The 22584-nt window shown below is 56.5% G+C and carries 23 protein-coding genes; 9 read left to right on the top strand and 14 right to left on the bottom strand.

Annotated elements, in window-relative coordinates:
- The first annotated feature begins 47 nt into the window (after nucleotides 1–47).
- Genes D5067_RS02890 through dolP form a run of 4 tightly spaced genes read left to right on the top strand, consistent with a single transcriptional unit; the run spans nucleotide 48 to nucleotide 3717 of the window.
- Nucleotides 48–2168: a penicillin-binding protein activator gene (locus D5067_RS02890; RefSeq protein ID WP_119936865.1), complete on the top strand. Its 2121-nt coding sequence runs from the start codon at nucleotides 48–50 to the stop codon at nucleotides 2166–2168.
- The gene (locus D5067_RS02885; RefSeq protein ID WP_119936864.1) at nucleotides 2126–2521 is read left to right on the top strand and encodes a YraN family protein; all 396 of its coding nucleotides are present in this window, start codon (nucleotides 2126–2128) and stop codon (nucleotides 2519–2521) included. The genes D5067_RS02890 and D5067_RS02885 overlap by 43 nt, the downstream gene beginning before the upstream one ends.
- 20 nt (nucleotides 2522–2541) lie before the next feature.
- Entirely contained in the window at nucleotides 2542–3132 is a 591-nt protein-coding gene (gene diaA / locus D5067_RS02880) for a DnaA initiator-associating protein DiaA (RefSeq protein WP_003861754.1), read from the top strand.
- 9 nt (nucleotides 3133–3141) lie between these two features.
- Complete coding sequence (gene dolP / locus D5067_RS02875) at nucleotides 3142–3717, top strand: division/outer membrane stress-associated lipid-binding lipoprotein (protein ID WP_119936863.1); 576 nt, start codon at nucleotides 3142–3144, stop codon at nucleotides 3715–3717.
- Nucleotides 3718–3768: 51 nt separating this feature from the next.
- On the opposite strand, the gene D5067_RS02870 is transcribed toward dolP, so the two are convergent.
- Nucleotides 3769–4806, bottom strand: a complete 1038-nt coding sequence (locus D5067_RS02870; RefSeq protein ID WP_119936862.1) for a permease — start codon at nucleotides 4804–4806, stop codon at nucleotides 3769–3771.
- A 40-nt stretch (nucleotides 4807–4846) separates the two neighbouring features.
- Entirely contained in the window at nucleotides 4847–5491 is a 645-nt protein-coding gene (locus tag D5067_RS02865) for an NAD(P)H-binding protein (RefSeq protein ID WP_119936861.1), read from the bottom strand.
- Nucleotides 5492–5620: 129 nt separating this feature from the next.
- Between D5067_RS02865 and D5067_RS02860 the strand changes: the two genes are divergently transcribed.
- Nucleotides 5621–6139, top strand: coding sequence for a type 1 glutamine amidotransferase domain-containing protein (locus D5067_RS02860; protein ID WP_119936860.1), 519 nt, complete (start codon nucleotides 5621–5623; stop codon nucleotides 6137–6139).
- On the opposite strand, the gene D5067_RS02855 is transcribed toward D5067_RS02860, so the two are convergent.
- A complete protein-coding gene (locus D5067_RS02855) occupies nucleotides 6119–6553 on the bottom strand; it encodes a YhbP family protein (protein ID WP_119936967.1) in 435 nt (144 codons plus the stop codon). The genes D5067_RS02860 and D5067_RS02855 overlap by 21 nt on opposite strands.
- 14 nt (nucleotides 6554–6567) lie before the next feature.
- Here D5067_RS02855 and D5067_RS02850 point away from each other — a divergent pair, with 14 nt between their 5' ends.
- Nucleotides 6568–6897, top strand: coding sequence for a GIY-YIG nuclease family protein (locus D5067_RS02850; protein ID WP_119936859.1), 330 nt, complete (start codon nucleotides 6568–6570; stop codon nucleotides 6895–6897).
- Here D5067_RS02850 and D5067_RS02845 read toward each other — a convergent pair.
- Both D5067_RS02845 and ubiT read right to left on the bottom strand, forming a co-directional pair.
- On the bottom strand, nucleotides 6884–7387 hold the full coding sequence (locus tag D5067_RS02845; RefSeq protein ID WP_119936858.1) for a GNAT family N-acetyltransferase: 504 nt from the start codon (nucleotides 7385–7387) through the stop codon (nucleotides 6884–6886). The genes D5067_RS02850 and D5067_RS02845 overlap by 14 nt on opposite strands.
- Nucleotides 7381–7905 (bottom strand): ubiquinone anaerobic biosynthesis accessory factor UbiT, encoded by a 525-nt coding sequence (gene ubiT / locus D5067_RS02840; RefSeq protein ID WP_119936857.1) that lies wholly within the window; start codon nucleotides 7903–7905, stop codon nucleotides 7381–7383. The genes D5067_RS02845 and ubiT overlap by 7 nt, the downstream gene beginning before the upstream one ends.
- A gap of 220 nt (nucleotides 7906–8125) precedes the next feature.
- Here ubiT and ubiU point away from each other — a divergent pair, with 220 nt between their 5' ends.
- From ubiU to D5067_RS02825, 3 genes are all read left to right on the top strand, one after another.
- Nucleotides 8126–9121, top strand: coding sequence for a ubiquinone anaerobic biosynthesis protein UbiU (ubiU, locus tag D5067_RS02835; protein WP_119936856.1), 996 nt, complete (start codon nucleotides 8126–8128; stop codon nucleotides 9119–9121).
- 7 nt (nucleotides 9122–9128) lie between these two features.
- The gene (locus D5067_RS02830) at nucleotides 9129–10007 is read left to right on the top strand and encodes a U32 family peptidase (RefSeq protein ID WP_119936855.1); all 879 of its coding nucleotides are present in this window, start codon (nucleotides 9129–9131) and stop codon (nucleotides 10005–10007) included.
- Between the two features lie 78 nt (nucleotides 10008–10085).
- On the top strand, nucleotides 10086–11093 hold the full coding sequence (locus D5067_RS02825; protein ID WP_119936854.1) for a luciferase-like monooxygenase: 1008 nt from the start codon (nucleotides 10086–10088) through the stop codon (nucleotides 11091–11093).
- An 89-nt stretch (nucleotides 11094–11182) separates the two neighbouring features.
- Here D5067_RS02825 and mtr read toward each other — a convergent pair whose 3' ends face one another.
- The 9 genes from mtr to infB all read right to left on the bottom strand — a co-directional run bounded on the left by mtr (nucleotide 11183) and on the right by infB (nucleotide 22577).
- On the bottom strand, nucleotides 11183–12427 hold the full coding sequence (gene mtr, locus D5067_RS02820; RefSeq protein WP_119936853.1) for a tryptophan permease: 1245 nt from the start codon (nucleotides 12425–12427) through the stop codon (nucleotides 11183–11185).
- 141 nt (nucleotides 12428–12568) lie between these two features.
- Nucleotides 12569–14464, bottom strand: coding sequence for a DEAD/DEAH family ATP-dependent RNA helicase (locus D5067_RS02815; RefSeq protein ID WP_119936852.1), 1896 nt, complete (start codon nucleotides 14462–14464; stop codon nucleotides 12569–12571).
- Nucleotides 14457–14537, bottom strand: coding sequence for a protein YrbN (gene yrbN, locus D5067_RS02810; RefSeq protein WP_097397692.1), 81 nt, complete (start codon nucleotides 14535–14537; stop codon nucleotides 14457–14459). The genes D5067_RS02815 and yrbN overlap by 8 nt, the downstream gene beginning before the upstream one ends.
- A gap of 107 nt (nucleotides 14538–14644) precedes the next feature.
- The gene (gene nlpI / locus D5067_RS02805; protein ID WP_119936851.1) at nucleotides 14645–15529 is read right to left on the bottom strand and encodes a lipoprotein NlpI; all 885 of its coding nucleotides are present in this window, start codon (nucleotides 15527–15529) and stop codon (nucleotides 14645–14647) included.
- 110 nt (nucleotides 15530–15639) lie between these two features.
- Complete coding sequence (gene pnp / locus D5067_RS02800; RefSeq protein WP_119936850.1) at nucleotides 15640–17775, bottom strand: polyribonucleotide nucleotidyltransferase; 2136 nt, start codon at nucleotides 17773–17775, stop codon at nucleotides 15640–15642.
- Nucleotides 17776–18017: 242 nt separating this feature from the next.
- On the bottom strand, nucleotides 18018–18287 hold the full coding sequence (gene rpsO / locus D5067_RS02795) for a 30S ribosomal protein S15 (RefSeq protein WP_002434239.1): 270 nt from the start codon (nucleotides 18285–18287) through the stop codon (nucleotides 18018–18020).
- Nucleotides 18288–18442: 155 nt separating this feature from the next.
- Entirely contained in the window at nucleotides 18443–19393 is a 951-nt protein-coding gene (gene truB / locus D5067_RS02790; RefSeq protein ID WP_119936849.1) for a tRNA pseudouridine(55) synthase TruB, read from the bottom strand.
- Nucleotides 19393–19797: a 30S ribosome-binding factor RbfA gene (gene rbfA / locus D5067_RS02785; protein WP_003024988.1), complete on the bottom strand. Its 405-nt coding sequence runs from the start codon at nucleotides 19795–19797 to the stop codon at nucleotides 19393–19395. Before rbfA ends, truB begins: the two co-directional genes overlap by 1 nt.
- 89 nt (nucleotides 19798–19886) lie before the next feature.
- The gene (gene infB / locus D5067_RS02780) at nucleotides 19887–22577 is read right to left on the bottom strand and encodes a translation initiation factor IF-2 (protein WP_119936848.1); all 2691 of its coding nucleotides are present in this window, start codon (nucleotides 22575–22577) and stop codon (nucleotides 19887–19889) included.
- Between the last annotated feature and the right edge of the window lie 7 nt (nucleotides 22578–22584).

The following is a 22584-nucleotide window of genomic DNA, read 5'->3' as shown; positions in this document are numbered from 1 at the left end:
GCCGATTTAATATTGAGCATTGCGTAAAAAAAATCACTGGATACAGTATGGTACCCTTAACGTTTCTTCGAACAAAAGCCGCGCGCAGCGTGCCTCTCCTGCTGGCAGCCCTGATCTTTGCAGGCTGCGGCACTCAGGCACCCGACCAGAGTACTGCCCATATGCAGGGTTCGGCTCAGGCTGATTCTGGTTTTTATCTGCAACAAATGTCGCAGAGCTCAAATGATACCAAGACCAACTGGCAATTACTCGCCATTCGTGCACTGCTGAATGAGGGCAAAACCCAGCAGGCTGCCGAACTCTTCAACCAGCTGCCGCAGGATCTCAACGACGCCCAGCGTCGTGAGCAGGGCCTGCTCTCCGCAGAGCTGAAAGTGGCGCTAAAAGATTACGCATCCGCGAAAAAGATCCTCGGCGACATTGATGTCGGCGCGCTGGACAAAAATCAGCAGGCTCGCTTCTGGCAAGCCGGCATTACCGCCGAAGACGGTCGTCCTTCCCTGACGCTGCTGCGCGCGCTGATCGCGCAGGAACCCCTGCTCGCCGGTGCAGACAAGCAGAAAAATATTGATGCCACCTGGCAGGCACTCGCGTCTATGACGCAGGAGCAGGCCCGGGCGCTGGTCATTAATGCAGACGAAAACGTGCTGCAGGGCTGGCTGGATCTGCAGCAGATGTGGTTGACCAACCGCAGCGATCCAAACATGCTGAAAGCCGGTATTACCGACTGGCAGACCCGCTACCCGCAAAACCCGGGCGCGAAAATGCTGCCAACCCAGCTGGTGAACGTGCAGAACTTTAAGCCAGCCTCTACCAGCAAAATCGCCCTGCTTCTGCCGTTGAACGGTCAGGCGGCCGTATTTGGCCGTACCATTCAGCAAGGTTTTGAAGCGGCGAAAAACGGCACCGCAGCGGTAACCGGCAGCGCCGTTCCGGAGCAGGCCGCGCAGGCGGCCAACGTGAATGACGTTGTCAGCCCGTCTGTCGCAGAGACCAGCGACCTGACCACGGCGCAAACGCCTGCGCAGGGGACCCTGCAGAACCCGGTCACCGCGCCGACGACGCCACCTGCTGCTCCAGCGCCTGCAGAAACCTCCGCCCCGGCCACGGCTGAACAACCGCAGCCTCAAGCCGCGCCTGCAGAACAGCAGCCTGCAGCACAGCCACAGACCGCGGCAACCCCCGCCGCGAACCCGGGCGCCGAGCTGAAAATCTACGACACCAGCTCACAGCCGCTCGATCAGGTGCTGGCGCAGGTGCAGAAAGATGGCGCGAGCATCGTTGTCGGCCCGCTGTTGAAAAACAACGTGGAAGAGCTGATGAAGAGCAACACCACGCTGAACGTGCTGGCGCTCAACCAGCCGGAGAACGTGCAAAACCGCGCCAACATCTGCTACTTCGCTCTCTCGCCGGAAGATGAAGCCCGCGACGCGGCGCGTCATATTCACGAACAGGGTAAACAGGCTCCTCTGCTGCTGATCCCGCGCAGCGCGCTGGGCGATCGCGTGGCAAACGCCTTTGCTCAGGAGTGGCAAACGCTCGGCGGTGGCGTGGTGCTGCAGCAGAAATTTGGTTCCGCCTCTGAGCTGAGAGCGGGCGTTAACGGCGGTGCGGGCATTGCGCTGAACGGCAGCCCGGTATCCGCCAGCCTGCCGCAGCAGCAGGGCGTGACCATCGGCGGCCTGACCATTCCTGCACCACCTACCGACGCGCAAATCAGCGGGGGGGGTAAAGTGGATGCGGCCTATATTGTCGCTACGCCGGAAGAGATCGCCTTCATCAAGCCGATGATTGCCATGCGTAACGGCAGCCAGAGCGGCGCAACGCTCTACGCCAGCTCGCGCAGCGCGCAGGGCACCGCAGGCCCGGATTTCCGTCTGGAGATGGACGGCCTGCAGTACAGTGAAATCCCTATGCTGGCGGGCAGCAACCCGGCGCTGATGCAGCAGGCGCTTGGGGCAGTACGTAACGACTACTCGCTGGCGCGTCTGTACGCCATGGGCGTGGACGCGTGGGCGCTGGCAAACCACTTTACCCAGATGCGCCAGGTGCCGGGCTTTGAGCTCAACGGCAACACCGGCGATCTGACCGCCACTCAGGACTGTGTGATTAACAGGAAGTTATCATGGCTCAAATACCAGCAGGGGCAAATCGTCCCGGCCAGTTAAGCCGTAAAGAGACCGGTGACGCGTGGGAGTTGAAAGCGCGTCGCTGGCTTGAAGGCAAAGGACTGCGCTTTATCGCCGCTAACGTCCGCGGGCGTGGCGGCGAAGTCGATCTGATCATGAAAGACGGTCAGGTCACCGTGTTTGTTGAAGTACGCTTTCGACAGTCATCCCGTTTTGGCGGTGCTGCCGCCAGCGTGACGCTCGCCAAACAACAAAAATTATTACAGACTGCCCACTTGTGGCTTGCCCGCCATAATGGAAGTTTTGATACTGTGGATTGCCGTTTCGATGTGATAGCCTTCACCGGAAATGAGATCGAATGGCTCAAAAACGCTTTTGGCGAAGACGCATAATTGAGATTTAAAGGGATAACGTGCTCGAAAGAATTAAAGTGTGCTTCACAGAAAGCATTCAAACGCAGATTGCAGCGGCAGAAGCCCTCCCGGACGCGATCTCCCGCGCAGCGATGACGCTGGTACAGTCTCTGTTGAACGGCAACAAAATCCTCTGTTGTGGCAATGGCACGTCGGCCGCCAACGCACAGCATTTTGCTGCCAGTATGATTAACCGTTTCGAAACAGAACGTCCCAGTTTACCTGCCATTGCACTAAATACCGATAATGTGGTCTTAACAGCGATTGCAAACGATCGTCTGCATGACGAGATTTACGCGAAGCAGGTGCGCGCCCTGGGCCATGCCGGGGACGTGCTGCTGGCGATTTCCACCCGCGGTAACAGCCGGGATATCGTTAAAGCCGTTGAGGCAGCGGTCACCCGCGATATGACCATCGTTGCGTTAACCGGCTATGACGGCGGTGAGCTGGCGGGTCTGCTCGGGCCGCAGGATGTGGAAATTCGCATTCCGTCTCACCGTAGCGCGCGTATACAGGAAATGCATATGCTGACGGTAAATTGCTTATGCGACCTGATCGATAACACGCTTTTCCCTCACCAGGATGATTAAGGAGTTTTCATGAAGGCTTTATCGACCCTCGCAGTCCTTATGTCTGCACTGCTGCTTCAGGGATGTATCGCTGCGGCCGTCGTCGGTACCGCAGCTGTAGGCACCAAAGCGGCGACCGATCCGCGTACCGTTGGGACGCAGGTTGATGACGGCACGCTTGAGCTGCGCGTCAACAGCGCGCTGTCCAAAGATGAACAGATTAAGAAAGAAGCGCGCATCAACGTAACGGCGTATCAGGGCAAAGTGCTGCTGGCAGGCCAGGCACCAAATATGGAGCTCGCCTCCCGCGCGAAACAGATTGCGATGGGGGTAGAAGGTACGACGGAAGTGTTTAACGAGGTGCGTCAGGGCCAGCCGATTGGTTTGGGCGATGCGTCTTCCGATACCTGGATCACCACCAAAGTACGTTCTCAGCTGCTGGGATCGGACCAGGTGAAATCCTCAAACGTGAAGGTAACCACCGAAAACGGCGAAGTGTTCCTGCTGGGTCTGGTAACCGAACGTGAAGGGAAAGCGGCGGCAGATATCGCCAGCCGGGTGAGCGGCGTGAAGCACGTCACCACCGCGTTTACCTATATCCAGTAACCCACATCTGACAGTAAGCCCGGTAAGCGCCAGCCGCCACCGGGCTTTTTTTTACAGCAAAGCAATACTCCCCACTATCACCCCGCTCAACGCCACCAGCCCCGCGGTTAGCCATAGGGCTTTCGCCGGGAATGACTTACGCAGCATGATTAGCGACGGCAGGCTGATCGCAGGCAGCGTAATCAGCAACGCCAGCGCAGGCGCGGTGCCCATTCCCGCCAGCATCATGGTCTGGACAATCGGAATTTCTGCCGCCGTTGGGATCACAAACAGGCAGCCGGCCACCGCCATCGCAACCACCCACAGCAGGGTGTTATCGACAGCGCCGTCCGCATGGGGGAACAGCCAGACGCGCGCTGCGCCAAGAACCAGTACCGCAAGGATATACACCGGGATGGTGCTCCAGAAGAGCTGCCACAGCGCGTTACCCCAGCGGGCAAAGAATCCGCCCTGCGGCTCGCTGATGTCCAGCTCCACCGTGGCAGACTCAGGCGCCTTATCCTTCACCAGATTTTGCACCAGCGTCGCCACGACCAGCACCGTCACCAGCCCGGCAGCCAGGCGGATGGCGGCAAAATGCCAGCCGAGCACGAAGCCCATAAACACCAAGGTTGCCGGATTGAGCAGCGGGTTACCCATCCAGAACGCCAGCGCGCCGCCCATCGACACGCGCTGACGGCGCATCCCTGCGGCCACGGGCGCGGCGCAGCAGGAGCACATCATGCCCGGTAGAGAGAAGATTGTGCCCAGCAGCGTCCCCTGAAAGCGCGGCTGCCCCAGGGTTTTCACCAGCCAGTTGCGCGGAATAAGCACCTGAATCAGTGACCCCAGAATCACGCCAAGGACGGCCGCTTTCCAGACGGCAAGAAAGTAGACCATGGCGTAATCCCATGCCGCCTGAAGCGGGCTGGAATCAGCCTGAGCAAGAATAGATTTTCCGATGCTGTGCGTTTCGGCAGCGGTGAAGGCTTTGCCGTAGTACGGCTGCCATTTCACATACCAGAGGCCAACAATGACCACAAGAAAGAAGAGTGCGGGCTTCCACCATTGAACAGGTGTAGCCGCCTGAGACGAAGACTGACCAGTCATACCATTCCCCGGAGAGTGTAATGTAATTAGCCGGGGGAGTTTACGCCTCGCCCTGCGCGATTTCACGCAGTTTTGCCGAAGGGATGATGTTCACGCCTTCCTGCGAGGGCGAAAGCGCCTCTTTTAGCATCGCGCGCGCCACATCCCGCGCCTCGATGGACTTCCAGTTACCGGGAAGGATCCGGAACAGCGGCGCGAATATCGACTCGTTAAACCGGCGCTCGTCGCGATGGCCCAGCAGCATCGAGGGGCGTACGATCGTCAGGCGTTCCCACTTCTGCGCGATGAGCGCATCCTCCATTTTGCCCTTCACCTTGTTGTAGAAGAAAGGCGAGCCGGCATTTGCACCGTGCGCGCTCACCACCAGGAAATGCTTCGCACCGAGTTTTTTGGCCGTCAGCGCCGTATCCACAACCAGCGTGTAGTCGGCATGGACAAACGCCTCCTTGCTCCCCGCCTCGCGCCGCGTTGTGCCGAGGCAGCAGAAGGCAATATCGATGGGATCCTGAACCTGCGCCAGCGCGTCCGTCAGCTGCGGATCGTGCGGGTTAAAGACGCCGGAGATATCCGACAGCGGGCGACGCGTCGGGGCGGCAATGTAGTTTACATGGCGATCCTGAATCAGCAGCCGCAAAAGATGATCGCCCACCAGCCCGGTGGCGCCCGTAATCAAAACCTGGCTCATCATATTCCCCTTTACAGAATTGTCCGTTTGCGAACTCAGCGTGGTCTACCACACTTAGAAGTCTGTTACAGGTAAGTATTTACCACAAGCGGAGAAAAATCAGTCTGAACCCAAAACAACGGAGGAAGCATGGGCAAGAAAATCGCAGTCTTGATTACCGACGAGTTTGAAGATTCAGAATTCACCTCTCCTGCAGAGGCGTTCCGCAAGGCGGGACATGAGGTCATCACCATTGATAAAGAAGCGGGCAAAACCGTGAAGGGCCACAAGGGCGAAGCCAGCGTGAAGATTGACGAGTCAATTGATAACGTCAGCCCGTCCGATTTCGACGCCCTGCTGTTACCCGGCGGCCATTCACCGGATTCCCTGCGCGGGGATGAGCGCTTCGTTACCTTCACCCGTGACTTTGTCGGCACCGGTAAGCCGGTGTTTGCCATCTGCCACGGCCCGCAGCTGCTGATCAGCGCAGAGGTGGTTCGGGGGCGTAAGCTCACCGCCGTGAAGCCGATCGTTATCGATCTAAAAAATGCGGGGGCCGAGTTTTACGATCAGGAGGTCGTTAACGATAAGGACCAGCTGATCACCAGCCGGACCCCGGACGATCTGCCAGCGTTCAACCGCGAAGCGCTACGCCTGCTCGGGACGTAACCAATGCAGCTTCTTGCCAAAGCCCAGGGTGTTGTCGGTAAATTTCAGCTCGTCGAGGCGGATTTCCCACACCGGGGCCTTTAGCACAGCCGCAACCGGGAAGCGACGCGTGTAGCGTATACGCTGCGCGTCGCTCTCTTCCCCGTCCAGGCGGCGAATTTCACCTTTAAACTGCACCCCGCGGATCAGCGCGACGGTTTTCGGCTGGCCGTTAACCGTGCCCGCTACCTGTGCCTGCTGACCCGTCATCTGCGCATGCCGCGTGGTGTCTTCACTCATGACGTAAAACGCCACGCGCTCGGGATCGTAGACGTAAAACGCGTTTGCACACCACATCTCACCCTCGTCGTAGACGCACCAGGTGACGACATGCTGCTTCGCCAGCCAGCGGCTAATGGCGGCCAGTGTTTCCATTTTCATTCTCTCTCATGCTATGGTGCGTTCACCTTAACATACTGAATCTGTTTACCGTGTGCTGGTTTCTCTATCTTGTCCGAACCGCTGATAACGCACTCTACACCGGGATCACCACCGATGTGGCGCGGCGTTTTTTACAGCATCAAACGGGGAAAGGCGCAAAAGCGCTGCGGGGCAAAGGGGAATTACGGCTGGCCTTTTCCGCGGCCGTGGGCGACAGATCGCTGGCGCTTAGACTGGAATACCGCATCAAGCAGCTCACGAAGCGCCAGAAAGAGCGCCTCGTGACCGGAGACGGCTCCTTTGAGGCGCTACGCGAAAGCCTGATTAAAAGCGATTGAAATGGTCGTGGTAATCCACCAGGCCGTTCACGCCGTTAAGCGCGTCATCCGCCAGCCGGTGAACCTGGAACGCGGACTCGGTGCCCGGCCAGCGGCAGCGCAGATCGTAATGCGCCGCCTGCTCGAAGCCTAAGCGGCCATAGAACGCCGGATCGCCCAGCGCGACCACGGCGGCATAGCCAAACTCATTCAGCGAGTCCAGCCCTTCATAGACCAGCTGGCGAGCGAGACCCTGACCGCGATAGTTCTCATCAACCGCCAGCGGTGCCATTCCTACCCACTGAAGATCTTCGCCCTGAACGATCACCGGGCTGAAGGCGACATAGCCGACAACCTGGCCTTCATCATCGGTAGCAACCAGCCCCAGCGTGATCAGGCCGTCTTCGCGGAGATCGTGGACCAGCTGGGCTTCCGCATCGCTCGCAAAGGAACGGCGCAACAATGCATCGATACCCGGTGCATCAATCCCAATTTCGACTCGAATCAGCATGGCTCACCTACTGAAGTATGTTTACTGTCCGGCGGGGTTTTTAACCCAGCCTCAACGAAATCTGCCATTTGCATCAACAGCACGCGCAGCGCTTTCGGCATCTGCTCCAGCTCAATGGCATCCATCAAATTTTTCACGTACAGGCCCAGCTCCGTGTCGCCTTCAATCACCAGACGGCGCTGGAAGAACAGCGTATCCGGATCCTGCTTGCGTGCGGCAATCATCAGCAGATCGCTGGCGTTGGCGCTAAAGCTCACATCCGCCTCGGCGGACTCGCGCACGATCAGCTGGTCATTCTCAACGGAGGTAAACCAGCGCAGCCCGATATCATGGACGTTAATGCTCAGCCAGCGCCCTTCCAGAAACTCAAGCTCGCCATCCTGCAGCGCCTGACGGAACTGCCAGCTCAGGACCTGCTCCAGCACCTGACATTTAAGCGCGAACGGCGCCAGTTTTACCGGCACGCTCAGCATTGATGGACCAAATTGTACGAGACGTGAACGCAGTTTCTCCAGCACGAGCTTTACTCCCTGATATCAATAGTCCTGCTATTTTGCCATATCCAGAGAAGAACATAGCGGCGTAAATCAACAAACCCTTCTCCGGCATAGCGCATTATTGGTGCCATCAATACGCCATTAGCTGCCTTAAATCAAAAATTGTCGCGCATGGGTTAATTAAAATCCCAGCTCGTTAACATTTTTGCGATCTCTGCGATCGACAACATCAGGACAAATTATGGAGCTGCTCTGCCCTGCCGGAAACCTTCCGGCGCTTAAGGCGGCCATCGAAAATGGGGCCGATGCGGTCTATATCGGGCTGAAGGATGACACCAACGCCCGCCATTTTGCTGGCCTTAACTTTACGGAGAAGAAGCTTCAGGAAGCCGTTAACTTCGTTCACCAGCATCGCCGTAAGCTGCATATCGCCATCAATACCTTTGCCCATCCTGACGGCTACGCCCGCTGGCAGCGCGCGGTGGACATGGCGGCACAGCTGGGCGCCGATGCGCTGATCCTGGCCGACCTCGCCATGCTTGAGTATGCGGCAGAACGCTATCCGCATATTGAGCGCCACGTCTCTGTTCAGGCATCTGCCACTAACGAAGAGGCCGTGCGTTTTTATCATCAAAACTTTGACGTCGCCCGCGTGGTGCTGCCGCGCGTACTCTCAATTCATCAGGTTAAGCAACTCGCGCGCGTCACGCCAGTGCCGCTGGAGGTATTTGCCTTTGGCAGCCTGTGCATCATGGCCGAAGGCCGCTGCTATCTCTCCTCCTATTTAACCGGCGAATCGCCAAATACCGTTGGGGCCTGCTCGCCCGCGCGCTTTGTCCGCTGGGAGCAAACGCCGCAGGGGCTGGAGTCGCGCCTGAACGACGTCTTGATCGACCGCTATCAGGACGGTGAAAACGCGGGTTATCCGACCCTGTGTAAAGGCCGCTATCTGGTCGACGGCGAGCGTTATCACGCGCTGGAAGAGCCGACCAGCCTTAACACGCTGGAGCTGCTGCCGGAGCTGCTGGCCGCCAATATTGCCTCGGTGAAAATCGAAGGCCGCCAGCGCAGCCCGGCCTACGTGAGCCAGGTGGCGAAGGTCTGGCGTCAGGCCATCGACCGCTGCATGGCGGACCCGCAGAACTACGCCCCGCAGCCGGCCTGGATGGCGACGCTCGGCTCGATGTCCGAAGGCACGCAAACCACGCTTGGCGCGTATCACCGTAAATGGCAGTGAGATAACCATGAAATATTCATTAGGGCCGGTGCTGTACTACTGGCCAAAAGAGACGCTGGAAGATTTTTATCAACAGGCCGCCGCCAGCAGCGCCGATGTGATTTACCTCGGCGAAGCGGTGTGCAGCAAGCGCCGCGCCACCAAAGTGGGCGACTGGCTGGATATGGCTAAAAGCCTCGCCGGGAGCGGCAAGCAGGTTGTGCTCTCGACGCTCGCGCTGGTGCAGGCGTCTTCCGAACTGGGCGAGCTGAAGCGCTATGTTGAGAACGGCGAGTTCCTGCTGGAGGCAAGCGACCTGGGCGTGGTAAACATGTGCGCCGAACGCAGGCTGCCGTTTGTCGCGGGCCATGCGCTGAACTGCTACAACGCCGTGACGCTGCGCCTGCTGCTCAAGCAGGGAATGACGCGCTGGTGTATGCCGGTAGAGCTTTCCCGCGACTGGCTGGCAAACCTGCTGGCTCAGTGCGAAGACCTGGGCATTCGCCATCAGTTTGAAGTTGAAGTGCTGAGCTACGGCCATCTGCCGCTGGCGTATTCCGCCCGCTGCTTTACCGCGCGCTCGGAAGATCGTCCAAAAGACGAGTGCGAAACCTGCTGCATTAAGTATCCGAACGGCCGCAGCATGCTCTCGCAGGAAAACCAGCAGGTGTTTGTGCTAAACGGCATTCAGACCATGAGCGGCTATGTCTATAACCTCGGCAACGAGCTGGCGTCGATGGACGGGCTGGTGGACATGGTGCGTCTGTCACCGCTCGATACCAGCGTGTTCGCGATGCTGGACGCCTTCCGCGCCAATGAGAACGGCGCCTCACCGCTGCCGCTTAAGGCTAACAGCGACTGCAACGGCTACTGGAAGCGTCTGGCCGGCCTGGAGCTGCAGGCGTAAAAAAGGCTCACTTTGTTAACAACGGTTATCATTTTTTAATGCAGTATTATAGATTCACCGTCGACAAAGTGAGCTGTTATGACTGACAAAACCATTCCGTTTTCGGTGCTGGATCTGGCGCCGATCCCTCAGGGCTCCTCGGCTCGAGAAGCCTTTTCGCACTCTCTCGATCTCGCTCAGCTGGCCGAAAAGCGCGGCTACCACCGCTACTGGCTGGCGGAGCACCACAACATGGTGGGCATCGCCAGCGCCGCCACGTCGGTGCTGATTGGCTATCTGGCGGCAAACACCACCACCCTGCACCTTGGCTCCGGCGGCGTGATGCTGCCGAACCACGCCCCGCTGGTGATTGCCGAGCAGTTTGGCACCCTGAATACCCTTTATCCGGGCCGTATCGATTTGGGGCTTGGCCGCGCGCCGGGCAGTGACCAGCCGACCATGCGCGCCCTGCGCCGCCATATGAGCGGCGATATCGACAACTTCCCGCGCGACGTGGCCGAGCTGGTGGACTGGTTCGACGCGCGCGATCCGAACCCGCACGTGCGCCCGGTACCGGGCTACGGCGAGAAGATCCCGGTGTGGCTGTTAGGCTCAAGCCTGTATAGCGCCCAGCTCGCCGCACAGCTGGGGCTGCCGTTTGCGTTCGCCTCACACTTCGCGCCGGATATGCTGCATCAGGCGCTGCATCTTTATCGCACGAACTTTAAACCGTCCGAGCGTCTGGAAAAACCGTACGCGATGGTGTGTATCAATATCATTGCTGCCGACAGCAACCGTGATGCGGAATTCCTGTTTACCTCGATGCAGCAGGCGTTTATGAATCTGCGTCGCGGCGAGACGGGCCAGCTGCCGCCGCCGGTGGAGAATATGCATCAGCTGTGGTCAGCCTCGGAGCAGTATGGCGTTCAGCAGGCGCTGAGCATGTCGCTGGTGGGCGATAAGGCGAAAGTGCGCCACGGGCTGGACGCGGTGCTGCGCGAAACGCAGGCGGATGAGATTATGGTCAACGGCCAGATTTTCGATCACCAGGCGCGTTTGCATTCGTTTGATTTGGCGATGCAGGTGAAAGAAGAGTTGGTGGGGTAGCCATTGTTTCGCCCGGTGGCGCTACGCTTACCGGGCCTACGGGAGCGAGTAGGCCGGATAAGGCGTAGCCGCCATCCGGCACAAAAGGCTTACTGATACACAGGCAACAAATTAAAACTCGACAGCACGTGGACCAGCGCGTTGCCAACGCCAAACACCAGAATTAGCGCAATCATCGGCTTGCCGCCCCAGACGCGGAATTTAGGACTGCCGAAGCGTTTGCGTGATTTGCGAGCCAGCAGCGCCGGTACGATCGCCGCCCAGATGGTTGCCGCCAGCCCTGCATAGCCGATGGCGTACAGGAAACCGTTCGGCCACAGCAGACCGCCCACAATCGGCGGCAGGAAGGTCAGCAGCGCGGTTTTGAAGCGCCCCATCGCAGAATCATCAAAGCCAAACAGGTCCGCCAGATAGTCAAACAGGCCCAGCGTCACGCCGAGGAATGAACTCGCCACCGCAAAGTTAGAGAACACAACCAGCAGCAGATCCAGGCTGCGGCTGTTCAGTACGCCGCTCAGGGCCTGAACCAGCACGTCGATGTTTCCGCCCTTCTGGGCAATGCCGATAAATTCCGAACGCGGGATGTTGCCCATCGTCCCCAGCAGCCAAATCACATACAGCCCCAGCGCCAGCAGCGTACCGTACACCAGACACTTGACGATGGTGCGCGGATCTTTGCCGTAGTACTTCATCAGGCTCGGCACGTTACCGTGATAGCCAAACGACGCCAGGCAAAACGGCAGGGTCATCAGCAAATACGGCGTGTAGGAGGTGTTCACTTCCGCCACGTTAAACAGCGTCGCTGGCGTGACGTGACCCAGCAGGCTGCCGAAGGTCAGGAAGAAGGTGATAACCTTTGCGCCCAGCACGATCGCCGTCATTCGGCTCACCGCTTTGGTACTTAACCAGACGATAAACGCCACAGCCAGCGCAAAGCACAGCCCCGCCAGACGCGCCGGTACGTTCAGCGACATCTCAGAAAAGGTGTGATGCAGAATCGAGCCGCTCGCTGAAATGTACGCGTAGGTGAGGATATAGAGAACAAACGCGATAGAAATCCCATTCACCAGGTTCCAGCCTTTGCCCAGCAGATCTTTGGTGATGGTGTCGAAGCTGGAGCCAATACGGTAGTTCAGGTTTGCTTCGAGGATCATCAGCCCGGAATGGAGCATGCAGAACCAGGTGAAGACCAGCGCGGCCAGCGACCAGAAGAACCACGCACCGGACATGACCACGGGCAGGGAGAACATCCCAGCACCAATGATGGTACCGCCGATGATCACCACGCCGCCAAGCAGCGAAGGTGACGTTTGGGTGGTGGTTAGTGTCGCCATACAGCCTTTTCTCCAGTCAAAAATGTGGATTACATTTTAATGTGCAGCACTGTACCAGTACAAGAGTACAAAAGGAATAAAAAAAGCCCCGATAGCGTGTATCGGGGCTGTATATATTACTTTACGTCAGTGGCGTAATGCTTACGCGTCACGGCGACGGGTTGAGCTGTCGTCACGACGTGGGCCACGGCTTTCACGGCGTTCGCCTGAGAAACGACGTGGTTCACCACGACCTTCGCTACGACCGCCTTCACGACGTTCGCCACCGAAGCTGCGGCCACCGCCACGACGTTCGCCGCCGCGGTCAGTGCGAGGCTGTGCATCACCCATCAGCTGCATGTTCATCGGCTTGTTCAGGATACGAGTACGCGTAAAGTGCTGCAGTACTTCGCCCGGCATGCCTTTTGGCAGTTCGATGGTGGAGTGAGTACCGAACAGCTTGATGTTACCAATGTAACGGCTGCTGATGTCGCCTTCGTTAGCGATCGCGCCAACGATATGACGAACTTCCACACCGTCATCACGGCCAACTTCAATGCGGTACAGTTCCATTTCGCCAGCGTCACGACGCTCGCGACGTGGACGGTCTTCACCACCACGCTCTGGACGGTCACCGCGTGGGCCACGGTCATTGCGGTCATTACGGTCGCCACGACGTTCGAAACGATCGTCACGGTCACGGAATTCACGCTTAGGACGCATTGGCGCATCTGGTGGCACGATCAGGCTACGTTCGCCCTGAGCCATTTTCAGCAGTGCTGCAGCCAGGGTTTCCATGTCCAGCTCTTCGCCTTCAGCGGTAGGCTGAATCTGCGACAGCAGTGCACGGTACTGATCCAGATCGCTGCTTTCCAGCTGCTGCTGTACTTTCGCGGCGAATTTTTCCAGGCGGCGTTTGCCCAGCAGATCTGCGTTTGGCAGGTCAGCTTCTGGAATGGTCAGCTTCATGGTGCGTTCAATGTTACGCAGCAGACGACGCTCGCGGTTCTCAACGAACAGCAGCGCACGGCCCGCACGACCCGCACGACCGGTACGACCGATACGGTGAACGTAAGACTCAGAATCCATTGGGATGTCGTAGTTTACAACCAGGCTGATACGCTCAACGTCCAGACCACGTGCTGCCACGTCGGTTGCAATCAGAATATCCAGACGACCGTCTTTCAGACGCTCCAGAGTCTGCTCACGCAGGGCCTGGTTCATGTCGCCGTTCAGCGCTGCGCTGTTGTAGCCGCTACGCTCCAGGGCTTCAGCCACTTCCAGGGTCGCGTTTTTGGTACGTACGAAGATGATCGCCGCATCAAAATCTTCTGCTTCCAGGAAACGTACCAGCGCTTCGTTTTTACGCATTCCGTGTACAGACCAGAATGTCTGGCTGATATCCGGGCGAGTGGTAACGCTGGACTGAATGCGCACTTCCTGCGGCTCTTTCATGAAGCGGCGGGTAATGCGACGGATTGCTTCTGGCATGGTTGCAGAGAACAGAGCGGTCTGGTGACCTTCCGGGATCTGCGCCATGATGGTTTCAACGTCTTCGATGAAGCCCATACGCAGCATTTCATCTGCTTCATCCAGTACCAGACCGCTCAGCTTAGAGAGATCCAGAGTACCGCGCTTCAGGTGATCCAGCAGACGGCCCGGCGTACCGACAACAATCTGTGGGCCCTGGCGCAGGGCGCGTAACTGCACGTCATAACGCTGGCCGCCGTACAGGGCTACCACGTTTACGCCGCGCATATGTTTAGAGAATTCCGTCATTGCTTCAGCAACCTGAACAGCCAGTTCACGGGTTGGAGCCAGGACGAGGATCTGCGGTGCACGCAGGTCCGAATCAATGTTGTTCAGCAGCGGCAGCGAGAATGCTGCAGTTTTACCGCTACCAGTCTGGGCCATGCCCAGCACGTCACGACCAGAGAGCAGGTGTGGGATACACTCAGCCTGGATCGGAGATGGTTTTTCGTAACCCAGATCGTTAAGGGCTTCAAGGATAGGAGCCTTCAGGCCCAGATCTGCAAAAGTGGTTTCGAATTCAGCCATGTAGTACAAGTGCCTCGATATTAATGGCGGCCAGTCTACTTAGCTCATCGTGAAAATGATTAGCAATTTTCATTGAAAAGTGTGAACCGGCTCAAAGTAGGTGTATTGACGAACAACAACGCCCTCACCAGTTAAGGTGATGACAATCAAAAGATTACGGGCTGATGTTTATGTCGTCAGCTATTGCTGGTCCGATTCTGCCAGGTCGTCTTGCTCCTGGCCCAAGAGCGATAATTCCAACAATGCATAACGGTGCTCAACGAAGTTGTGTACGTTGTTAGCAACCGCTAATTTGAACAGTGCCGTAGCGCTGTCCATATCCCCCAGACTTAGGTAGTACTTACCTAAATAGAAGTTGGTTTCACTGAGATGCTCAGCGAGCGAGGTGTTATCCGTTGCGTCCGCCTTGAGGCGTTCCATCAGCGTTGCTTCGCTAATGTTCCCCAGGTAGAACTCGACAATGTTCCATCCCCATTGTTCCTTGTCCGATGTCTCGAAGCGCTGTTTCAGTGCTTCTTTGGCCTGCTTCTCATCAAGCTTCTGCTCAACGATATAAAGCCACAGGCTACGGAAAGGATCATTAGGATCGTCATGATAAAACGCCAGCAGATCATCTTGCGCTAACTTATCACGACCGCCGTAGTACAATGCGATACCGCGATTCAAGTGCGCGTAGTTGTAAGTTGGATCAAGCTCAAGTACAGAATCAAACGCTTCATAGGCAGCATCAAAATTGCCTGCCTGCGTTAAATATATACCTAAGTAATTGAATACTTCAGGCATATCAGGTCGGATTGCCAGCGCTTGTGAAAAATCATTCCGCGCTAATGCCCTCAGACCGAGACTATCATACAACACTCCGCGCTCATATAAAAGCTGTGCGCGTTCGTCATCGGTTAAAGCCCGACTGGCAAGAATTTGTTCCATGCGTGCCAGAATCACTTCCTGCTGCAAAGTCGGTTGCAATGGCACTGCGAGGACTTCGCTCTTACGCCAGGCAGAGTTGCTGCATCCTGCCAGCGTTAAAGCTGTCGCAACGAAACACCAGCGCAAAAAAGGCTTCATTTCCCACTCCCGAAGACAACTATTGGATGAACGTCCTGTCCCCCGGCGGCTTAACAAGGCGTCCTGCCTGATAATAAGCCCTCCGCAAGAGCGGAGGGCTAATGGCAACCTTACTCGCCCTGCTGTTCAGCAGCCGGAGCTTCCGGCGCAGCGGCAGCAGACTGCTCGGTTGCTTCTTTGATGCTCAGACGGATACGGCCCTGGCGGTCAACTTCCAGAACTTTAACCGGTACTTCCTGACCCATCTGCAGGTAATCGGTCACTTTCTCAACGCGCTTGTCAGCGATCTGAGAGATGTGAACCAGACCTTCTTTACCGCCACCGATGGCAACGAATGCGCCAAAGTCAACGATACGGGTCACTTTACCTGCGTAGATACGGCCCACTTCGATCTCTGCGGTGATCTCTTCGATGCGACGGATAGCGAATTTCGCTTTCTCGCCGTCGGTCGCTGCGATCTTCACAGTACCATCATCTTCGATTTCGATAGTGGTGCCGGTCTCTTCGGTCAGAGCACGGATAACAGAACCGCCCTTACCGATAACGTCTTTGATCTTGTCTGGATTGATCTTGATGGTGTGGATACGCGGAGCGAACTGAGAAATGTCGCCGCGCGGCGCGTTAATCGCCTGTTCCATCACGCCCAGGATGTGCAGACGTGCACCTTTAGCCTGGTTCAGAGCAACCTGCATGATCTCTTTGGTGATACCTTCAATTTTGATATCCATCTGCAGCGCAGAGATACCGTCGCGGGAACCCGCTACTTTGAAGTCCATATCGCCCAGGTGGTCTTCGTCGCCCAGGATGTCAGACAGAACAACAAAGTTGTCGCCTTCTTTCACCAGACCCATCGCGATACCCGCAACAGCAGCCTTGATAGGCACGCCTGCATCCATCAGCGCCAGAGAGGCACCACACACGGAAGCCATAGAAGAAGAACCGTTAGATTCGGTGATTTCAGAAACCACACGAACGGTGTACGGGAATTTATCAGCTTCTGGCATCACTGCCAGCACGCCGCGCTTCGCCAGACGACCGTGACCAATTTCACGACGCTTCGGAGAGCCCACCATACCGGTTTCGCCTACGGAGTACGGAGGGAAGTTATAGTGGAACAGGAAGCTGTCAGTGCGCTCGCCCATCAGTTCGTCGATGTTCTGCGCGTCACGTGCGGTACCCAGGGTCGCGGTAACCAGCGCCTGCGTTTCGCCACGGGTGAACAGTGCGGAACCGTGAGTACGTGGCAGCACGCCAGTACGAACGTCCAGACCACGGATCATGTCTTTTTCACGACCATCGATACGCGGTTCGCCTGCCAGCACGCGGCTACGAACGGCATTTTTCTCGATAGCGTGCAGAATTTCGCTCAGCTCGTTAGCGTCCAGGGATTCATCTTCAGCTACCAGCGTTGCGATGGTTTCTGATTTGATGACGTCAACCTGAGCATAACGCTCTTGTTTGTCGGTGATGCGGTAGGCATCGCTCAGACGTGCGCCTGCCAGTGCAGCAACGCGTGCGTTCAGCGCCTCGTTCACCGCTTCTGGCTGCCAGTCCCAACGTGGTTTACCGGCTTCTTTCACCAGGTCGTTGATGTTCTGGATAACGATCTGCTGCTGCTCGTGGCCAAATACCACAGCGCCCAGCATCTGATCTTCGCTCAGCAGTTCAGCTTCGGATTCAACCATCAGAACCGCTGCTTCAGTACCGGCAACAACCAGGTCCAGCTTACTTTCTTTCAGCTCTTCCTGAGTTGGGTTCAGTACGTACTGGTCGTTGATGTAGCCAACGCGCGCGGAACCGATTGGGCCATTGAATGGAATACCAGACAGTGACAGGGCCGCAGATGCGCCGATCATAGCAACGATGTCCGGGTTAACCTGTGGGTTAACGGAAACAACGGTCGCGATAACCTGAACTTCGTTTACGAAGCCTTCCGGGAACAGCGGACGAACCGGGCGGTCAATCAGACGCGCGATCAGGGTTTCGCCTTCGCTTGGACGGCCTTCACGACGGAAGAAACCACCCGGGATTTTACCGGCAGCGTAGGTACGCTCCTGGTAGTTAACGGTCAGCGGGAAGAAGTCCTGACCTGGTTTTGCTTTTTTCTGGCCCACAACGGTAACGAATACCGCGGTGTCATCCATGCTTACCATAACGGCAGCAGTCGCCTGACGTGCCATCATGCCGGTTTCCAGCGTGACGGTATGTTGACCATACTGGAATTTACGAACGATCGGATTCAGCAAAGTTCTGTCCTTTCTTAAATGTTTGACAGCACACCACCGGCGTGCTGACGATTTAACCCGACCTTCTTCGCATCCTCGCGACTAATGACAACCGACACCCCCATGGGTGAAGCCTCTCATTAGCCGCGCGAACCTCTGCAATGAAGATCATTTATAGCAACAATACAATAGTTTCCAGTGAATTGCTGCCGTCTGGTTGAAAAAAGGGGCCATCAGGCCCCCTTTTCTGAAACTCGCAAGACTTAGCGACGCAGACCCAGACGCTCGATCAGCGAGGTGTAGCGTGCAACATCTTTACGTTTCAGGTAGTCGAGCAGTTTACGACGCTGAGAAACCATACGCAGCAGACCACGACGGCTGTGGTGATCTTTTTTGTGCTCTGCAAAGTGACCCTGCAGGTGGTTAATCTGTGCAGTCAGCAGTGCAACCTGAACTTCGGTAGAACCGCTGTCGTTAGTACCACGACCAAACTCAGAAACGATTTTAGCTTTAGCTTCAACGCTTAGAGACATTTTCAAACTCCAGAATATAAAGAATGTAAGGATGCCGATCTCTAATTCAGCAATCCCAGTATACGACCAGCAGATTGTTAAACAATTTGCAGATCGTTAAGCGGCGATATTCTACTCGTCTCCCCTGCTTATCGCAAGATGAGCCGCAATCGCCGTTAGCCTTCGACCGGGTATTCAACAACCAGACGGCGCGGCGCAACGCGTCCTTCACCATCCATTTCACCCATGCCGAGAAACTTCCCTTCTTCACCTTCGGTCACGCGTACCAGACCTTCCAGCGGGGCATCCGTTGTGCGAACCGGATTCCCGTTCTTAAAGTAAACGGACGATGTTAAAGGAAGATTAACGATCGGAAAGTCTGCTGCTGGACTGTCCATCGGCATCAGCAGTGGGTCAAGCAAATCTGCCGGGGCAATCCCCTGCGCTTCAGCTTGTTCAGCCAGCTCGCGAAGCTGCTCAAGCGTCACCATACGCTCAACCGGATATTTGCTGACAGCCAGACGACGCAGGTAGATCACATGCGCGCCGCAGCCCAGCTTTTCACCGAGATCGTCGATGATGGTACGAATATAGGTGCCTTTCGAACAGTGCACTTCCAGCTCCAGCTCATCGCCTTCATGGCGAATGAACAGCAGCTCATACACGGTAATCGGACGGGCCTCGCGCGGGACGTCAATGCCCTGACGCGCGTACTCGTAGAGTTTCTTGCCCTGATATTTCAGCGCCGAATACATCGACGGCACCTGCATCGTCTCGCCCCGGAAGCTCTCCAGCGCAGCATCAAGCTGCTCAGCGCTGAAGGTCACCGGACGCTCTTCGACGACCAGGCCATCCGCATCGGAGGTGTCCGTGCGCTGGCCTAATTTAGCGATAACGCGATAACGCTTATCGGAATCCAGCAGGTACTGGGAAAACTTTGTCGCCTCCCCCAGGCAAACCGGCAGCATACCGGTCGCTAGCGGATCCAGCGCGCCCGTATGGCCCGCGCGGTTGGCGTTAAAAATACGCTTCACTTTCTGCAGCACGTCGTTGCTGGATGCGCCCTGGGGTTTATCCAGCAGCAGCACACCGTGCACGTCACGACCACGACGACGAGGACGACTCATCAGTCCTCCTTGCTGTCGTCCGCTGGGTTAACGCGACGTTCGTCGTCGTGTTTCACCACGCTGGTCACCAGGTTGGACATGCGCATACCTTCGACCAGCGAGTTGTCGTAGAAGAAGGTCAGCTCAGGCACGATACGCAGGCGCATCGCTTTACCGAGCAGTGAACGGATGAAGCCAGACGCTTCCTGCAGCGCTTTAATGCCATTTTTGACGGCCGCTTCGTCCTGGTCATTCAGGAAGGTCACGAACACTTTGGCATACGCCAGGTCGCGAGACATTTCCACGCCAGAGACGGTGGTCATCATGCCCACGCGTGGGTCTTTAATTTCACGTTGCAGAATGAGCGCGATCTCTTTCTGCATTTCCTGCGCTACGCGCTGAGGGCGACCAAATTCTTTCGCCATAATAAATTCTCCAGACAAAAAAGGGGCTAAAGCCCCTTTTTAAAATTATTGCCGGGTGGCGCGAGGCGATCCCGGCTTACAATCGGTAATTAAGCGATAGTACGCTGAATTTCGATGATCTCGAACACTTCGATCATATCGCCAACGCGAACGTCGTTGTAGTTCTTAACGCCGATACCACATTCCATGCCGTTACGGACTTCGTTAACGTCATCTTTGAAGCGGCGCAGGGATTCCAGCTCGCCTTCGTAGATAACCACGTTGTCACGCAGTACGCGGATTGGGTTGTGACGCTTGATGTTACCTTCGGTAACCATACAGCCCGCGATCGCACCGAATTTAGGTGATTTGAACACGTCACGTACTTCAGCCAGACCGATGATCTGCTGTTTCAGCTCAGGAGACAGCATGCCGCTCATCGCTGCTTTCACTTCGTCGATCAGGTTATAGATGACGGAGTAGTAGCGCAGATCCAGGCTTTCGGATTCAATCACTTTACGCGCAGACGCATCCGCACGAACGTTGAAGCCAACCAGGATAGCGTTAGAGGCTGCAGCCAGGGTTGCGTCGGTTTCGGTGATACCACCTACGCCAGAACCGATAATCTTCACTTTAACTTCGTCGGTAGACAGTTTCAGCAAGGAGTCGGAGATCGCTTCCACAGACCCCTGAACGTCGGCTTTCAGTACGACGTTCACTTCGTGAACTTCGCCTTCGGTCATGTTCGCAAACATGTTCTCGAGTTTAGATTTCTGCTGACGAGCCAGCTTAACTTCACGGAATTTGCCCTGACGATACAGTGCAACTTCACGCGCTTTCTTCTCGTCACGCACAACGGTCACTTCGTCACCGGCAGCCGGAACACCGGACAGACCCAGGATTTCCACTGGAATGGATGGACCTGCTTCCAGCACTTCCTGACCCAGTTCGTTACGCATCGCACGAACGCGACCGTATTCGAAGCCGCAAAGAACGATGTCGCCCTTGTTCAGCGTACCTTCGCGAACCAGAACGGTTGCAACCGGACCACGACCTTTATCCAGGAAGGATTCAATGACCGCACCGCTCGCCATACCGTTACGAATCGCTTTCAGCTCAAGTACTTCAGCCTGCAGCAGGATTGCGTTCAGCAGGTCGTCGATACCGGTACCTGCTTTAGCAGATACAGGGATGAACTGCGCTTCGCCGCCCCACTCTTCCGGCATAACGCCGTACTGAGACAGTTCGTTCTTAACGCGGTCCATATCGGCTTCTGGCTTATCGATTTTGTTAACTGCAACAACCAGAGGCACCTGCGCCGCTTTCGCGTGCTGGATAGCTTCAATGGTCTGTGGCATCACGCCATCGTCAGCAGCAACAACCAGCACAACGATATCCGTTGCCTGAGCACCACGAGCACGCATTGAGGTAAACGCGGCGTGGCCTGGGGTATCCAGGAAGGTGATCATGCCGTTATCGGTTTCTACGTGGTAAGCACCGATGTGCTGGGTAATACCACCCGCTTCGCCGGAGGCAACCTTAGTAGAACGAATGTAGTCGAGCAGAGAGGTTTTACCGTGGTCAACGTGGCCCATGATGGTCACAACCGGTGCACGCGGTTCAGCCGCTGCGCCAGTGTCACGGTCGCTCATTACTGCTTCTTCCAGCTCGTTTTCACGACGCAGGATAACTTTGTGGCCCATCTCTTCGGCAACCAGCTGTGCGGTTTCCTGATCGATAACCTGGTTGATGGTGGCCATTGCGCCCAGCTTCATCATCGCTTTGATGACCTGAGAGCCTTTAACCGCCATCTTGTTCGCCAGATCGCCAACGGTGATGGTTTCGCCAATCACAACGTCACGGTTAACGGCCTGAGCGGGCTTCTGGAAGCCCTGCTGCAGAGCGGAACCTTTACGCTTACCGCCTTTACCACCGCGACCCGCTGCACGCGCTTCTTCGCGATCGGCTTTGGATTCAGCGTGCTTATTGCCTTTCTTCTGAGGACGGGCAGTTTTCGACGCGGTGCGGGTACGGCCACGGCCACCCTCAACTTCGCGGTCGTTTTCGTCTTCTGCCTGGCGTGCGTGCTGAGAAGTGGTTACGTGATAATCACTGGTGTCTTCTGTCTGCTCGACAGGATTGATACCGTTCTTCTCGTTTTCTTCTGCCATACGGCGCGCTTCTTCAGCAACACGACGTGCGTCTTCTTCCAGCTTACGGCGAGCTTCTTCTTCCGCTTTACGCTTCAGTTCGGCCGCTTCATTTTCACGACGGGCTTTTTCCGTCTGGGCTGTTTTGGTCATTTCGTCAGTCTGTTGATTGCTCACTTTGTCTTTTTCCGCCGCGTCACGCTTCGCTTTATCACTGGCATCGCGCTTCGCTTTTTCTGCGGCCTCACGTTCAGCTTTTAATTCTGCCTCACGTTTGGCAGTAATTTCTGCCTCACGCTGAGCTTGTTCTTCCGCTTCACGCTGTGCCTGCTCTTCCGCGGCAAGGCGTTCTGCCTCTTGCGGATCACGTTTTACAAAGGTGCGTGTCTTGCGGACTTCGATTTGTACCGATTTGCTTTTGCCACCGGTACCTGGAACATTTAACGTACTGCGCGTTTTACGCTGTAACGTCAGTTTATCAGGCGCCGAACCGTGTTCGCGGTTCAGGTGCGATAATAAGGTTTGTTTCTCTTGCGCGGTCACTGAGTCATCAGCGGACTTCGGGATCCCTGCATCAGCAAATTGCTGTACCAGGCGGTCCACGGAAGTCTGAATCTCAGCAGCCAGCGTTTTTACAGTTACATCAGTCATGCTGTTC

The organism is Enterobacter huaxiensis (genome assembly GCF_003594935.2).
Taxonomy (GTDB): Bacteria; Pseudomonadota; Gammaproteobacteria; order Enterobacterales; family Enterobacteriaceae; genus Enterobacter; species Enterobacter huaxiensis.
The sequence above is the reverse complement of the archived record's forward strand: the minus strand, read 5'-3'. Positions and strand labels throughout refer to the sequence as shown.

Bases quoted from the DNA above. Each gene is read 5' to 3' on its own strand.
- D5067_RS02890 (WP_119936865.1), top strand. From the start codon at position 48: ATGGTACCCTTAACGTTTCTTCGAACAAAAGCCGCGCGCAGCGTGCCT.
- D5067_RS02885 (WP_119936864.1), top strand. From the start codon at position 2,126: ATGGCTCAAATACCAGCAGGGGCAAATCGTCCCGGCCAGTTAAGCCGT.
- dolP (WP_119936863.1), top strand. From the start codon at position 3,142: ATGAAGGCTTTATCGACCCTCGCAGTCCTTATGTCTGCACTGCTGCTT.
- D5067_RS02870 (WP_119936862.1), bottom strand. From the start codon at position 4,806: ATGACTGGTCAGTCTTCGTCTCAGGCGGCTACACCTGTTCAATGGTGG.
- D5067_RS02865 (WP_119936861.1), bottom strand. From the start codon at position 5,491: ATGAGCCAGGTTTTGATTACGGGCGCCACCGGGCTGGTGGGCGATCAT.
- D5067_RS02860 (WP_119936860.1), top strand. From the start codon at position 5,621: ATGGGCAAGAAAATCGCAGTCTTGATTACCGACGAGTTTGAAGATTCA.
- D5067_RS02855 (WP_119936967.1), bottom strand. From the start codon at position 6,553: ATGGAAACACTGGCCGCCATTAGCCGCTGGCTGGCGAAGCAGCATGTC.
- D5067_RS02850 (WP_119936859.1), top strand. From the start codon at position 6,568: ATGCTATGGTGCGTTCACCTTAACATACTGAATCTGTTTACCGTGTGC.
- D5067_RS02845 (WP_119936858.1), bottom strand. From the start codon at position 7,387: ATGCTGATTCGAGTCGAAATTGGGATTGATGCACCGGGTATCGATGCA.
- ubiU (WP_119936856.1), top strand. From the start codon at position 8,126: ATGGAGCTGCTCTGCCCTGCCGGAAACCTTCCGGCGCTTAAGGCGGCC.
- D5067_RS02830 (WP_119936855.1), top strand. From the start codon at position 9,129: ATGAAATATTCATTAGGGCCGGTGCTGTACTACTGGCCAAAAGAGACG.
- D5067_RS02825 (WP_119936854.1), top strand. From the start codon at position 10,086: ATGACTGACAAAACCATTCCGTTTTCGGTGCTGGATCTGGCGCCGATC.
- mtr (WP_119936853.1), bottom strand. From the start codon at position 12,427: ATGGCGACACTAACCACCACCCAAACGTCACCTTCGCTGCTTGGCGGC.
- D5067_RS02815 (WP_119936852.1), bottom strand. From the start codon at position 14,464: ATGGCTGAATTCGAAACCACTTTTGCAGATCTGGGCCTGAAGGCTCCT.
- yrbN (WP_097397692.1), bottom strand. From the start codon at position 14,537: ATGAAAATTGCTAATCATTTTCACGATGAGCTAAGTAGACTGGCCGCC.
- nlpI (WP_119936851.1), bottom strand. From the start codon at position 15,529: ATGAAGCCTTTTTTGCGCTGGTGTTTCGTTGCGACAGCTTTAACGCTG.
- rpsO (WP_002434239.1), bottom strand. From the start codon at position 18,287: ATGTCTCTAAGCGTTGAAGCTAAAGCTAAAATCGTTTCTGAGTTTGGT.
- truB (WP_119936849.1), bottom strand. From the start codon at position 19,393: ATGAGTCGTCCTCGTCGTCGTGGTCGTGACGTGCACGGTGTGCTGCTG.
- rbfA (WP_003024988.1), bottom strand. From the start codon at position 19,797: ATGGCGAAAGAATTTGGTCGCCCTCAGCGCGTAGCGCAGGAAATGCAG.
- infB (WP_119936848.1), bottom strand. From the start codon at position 22,577: ATGACTGATGTAACTGTAAAAACGCTGGCTGCTGAGATTCAGACTTCC.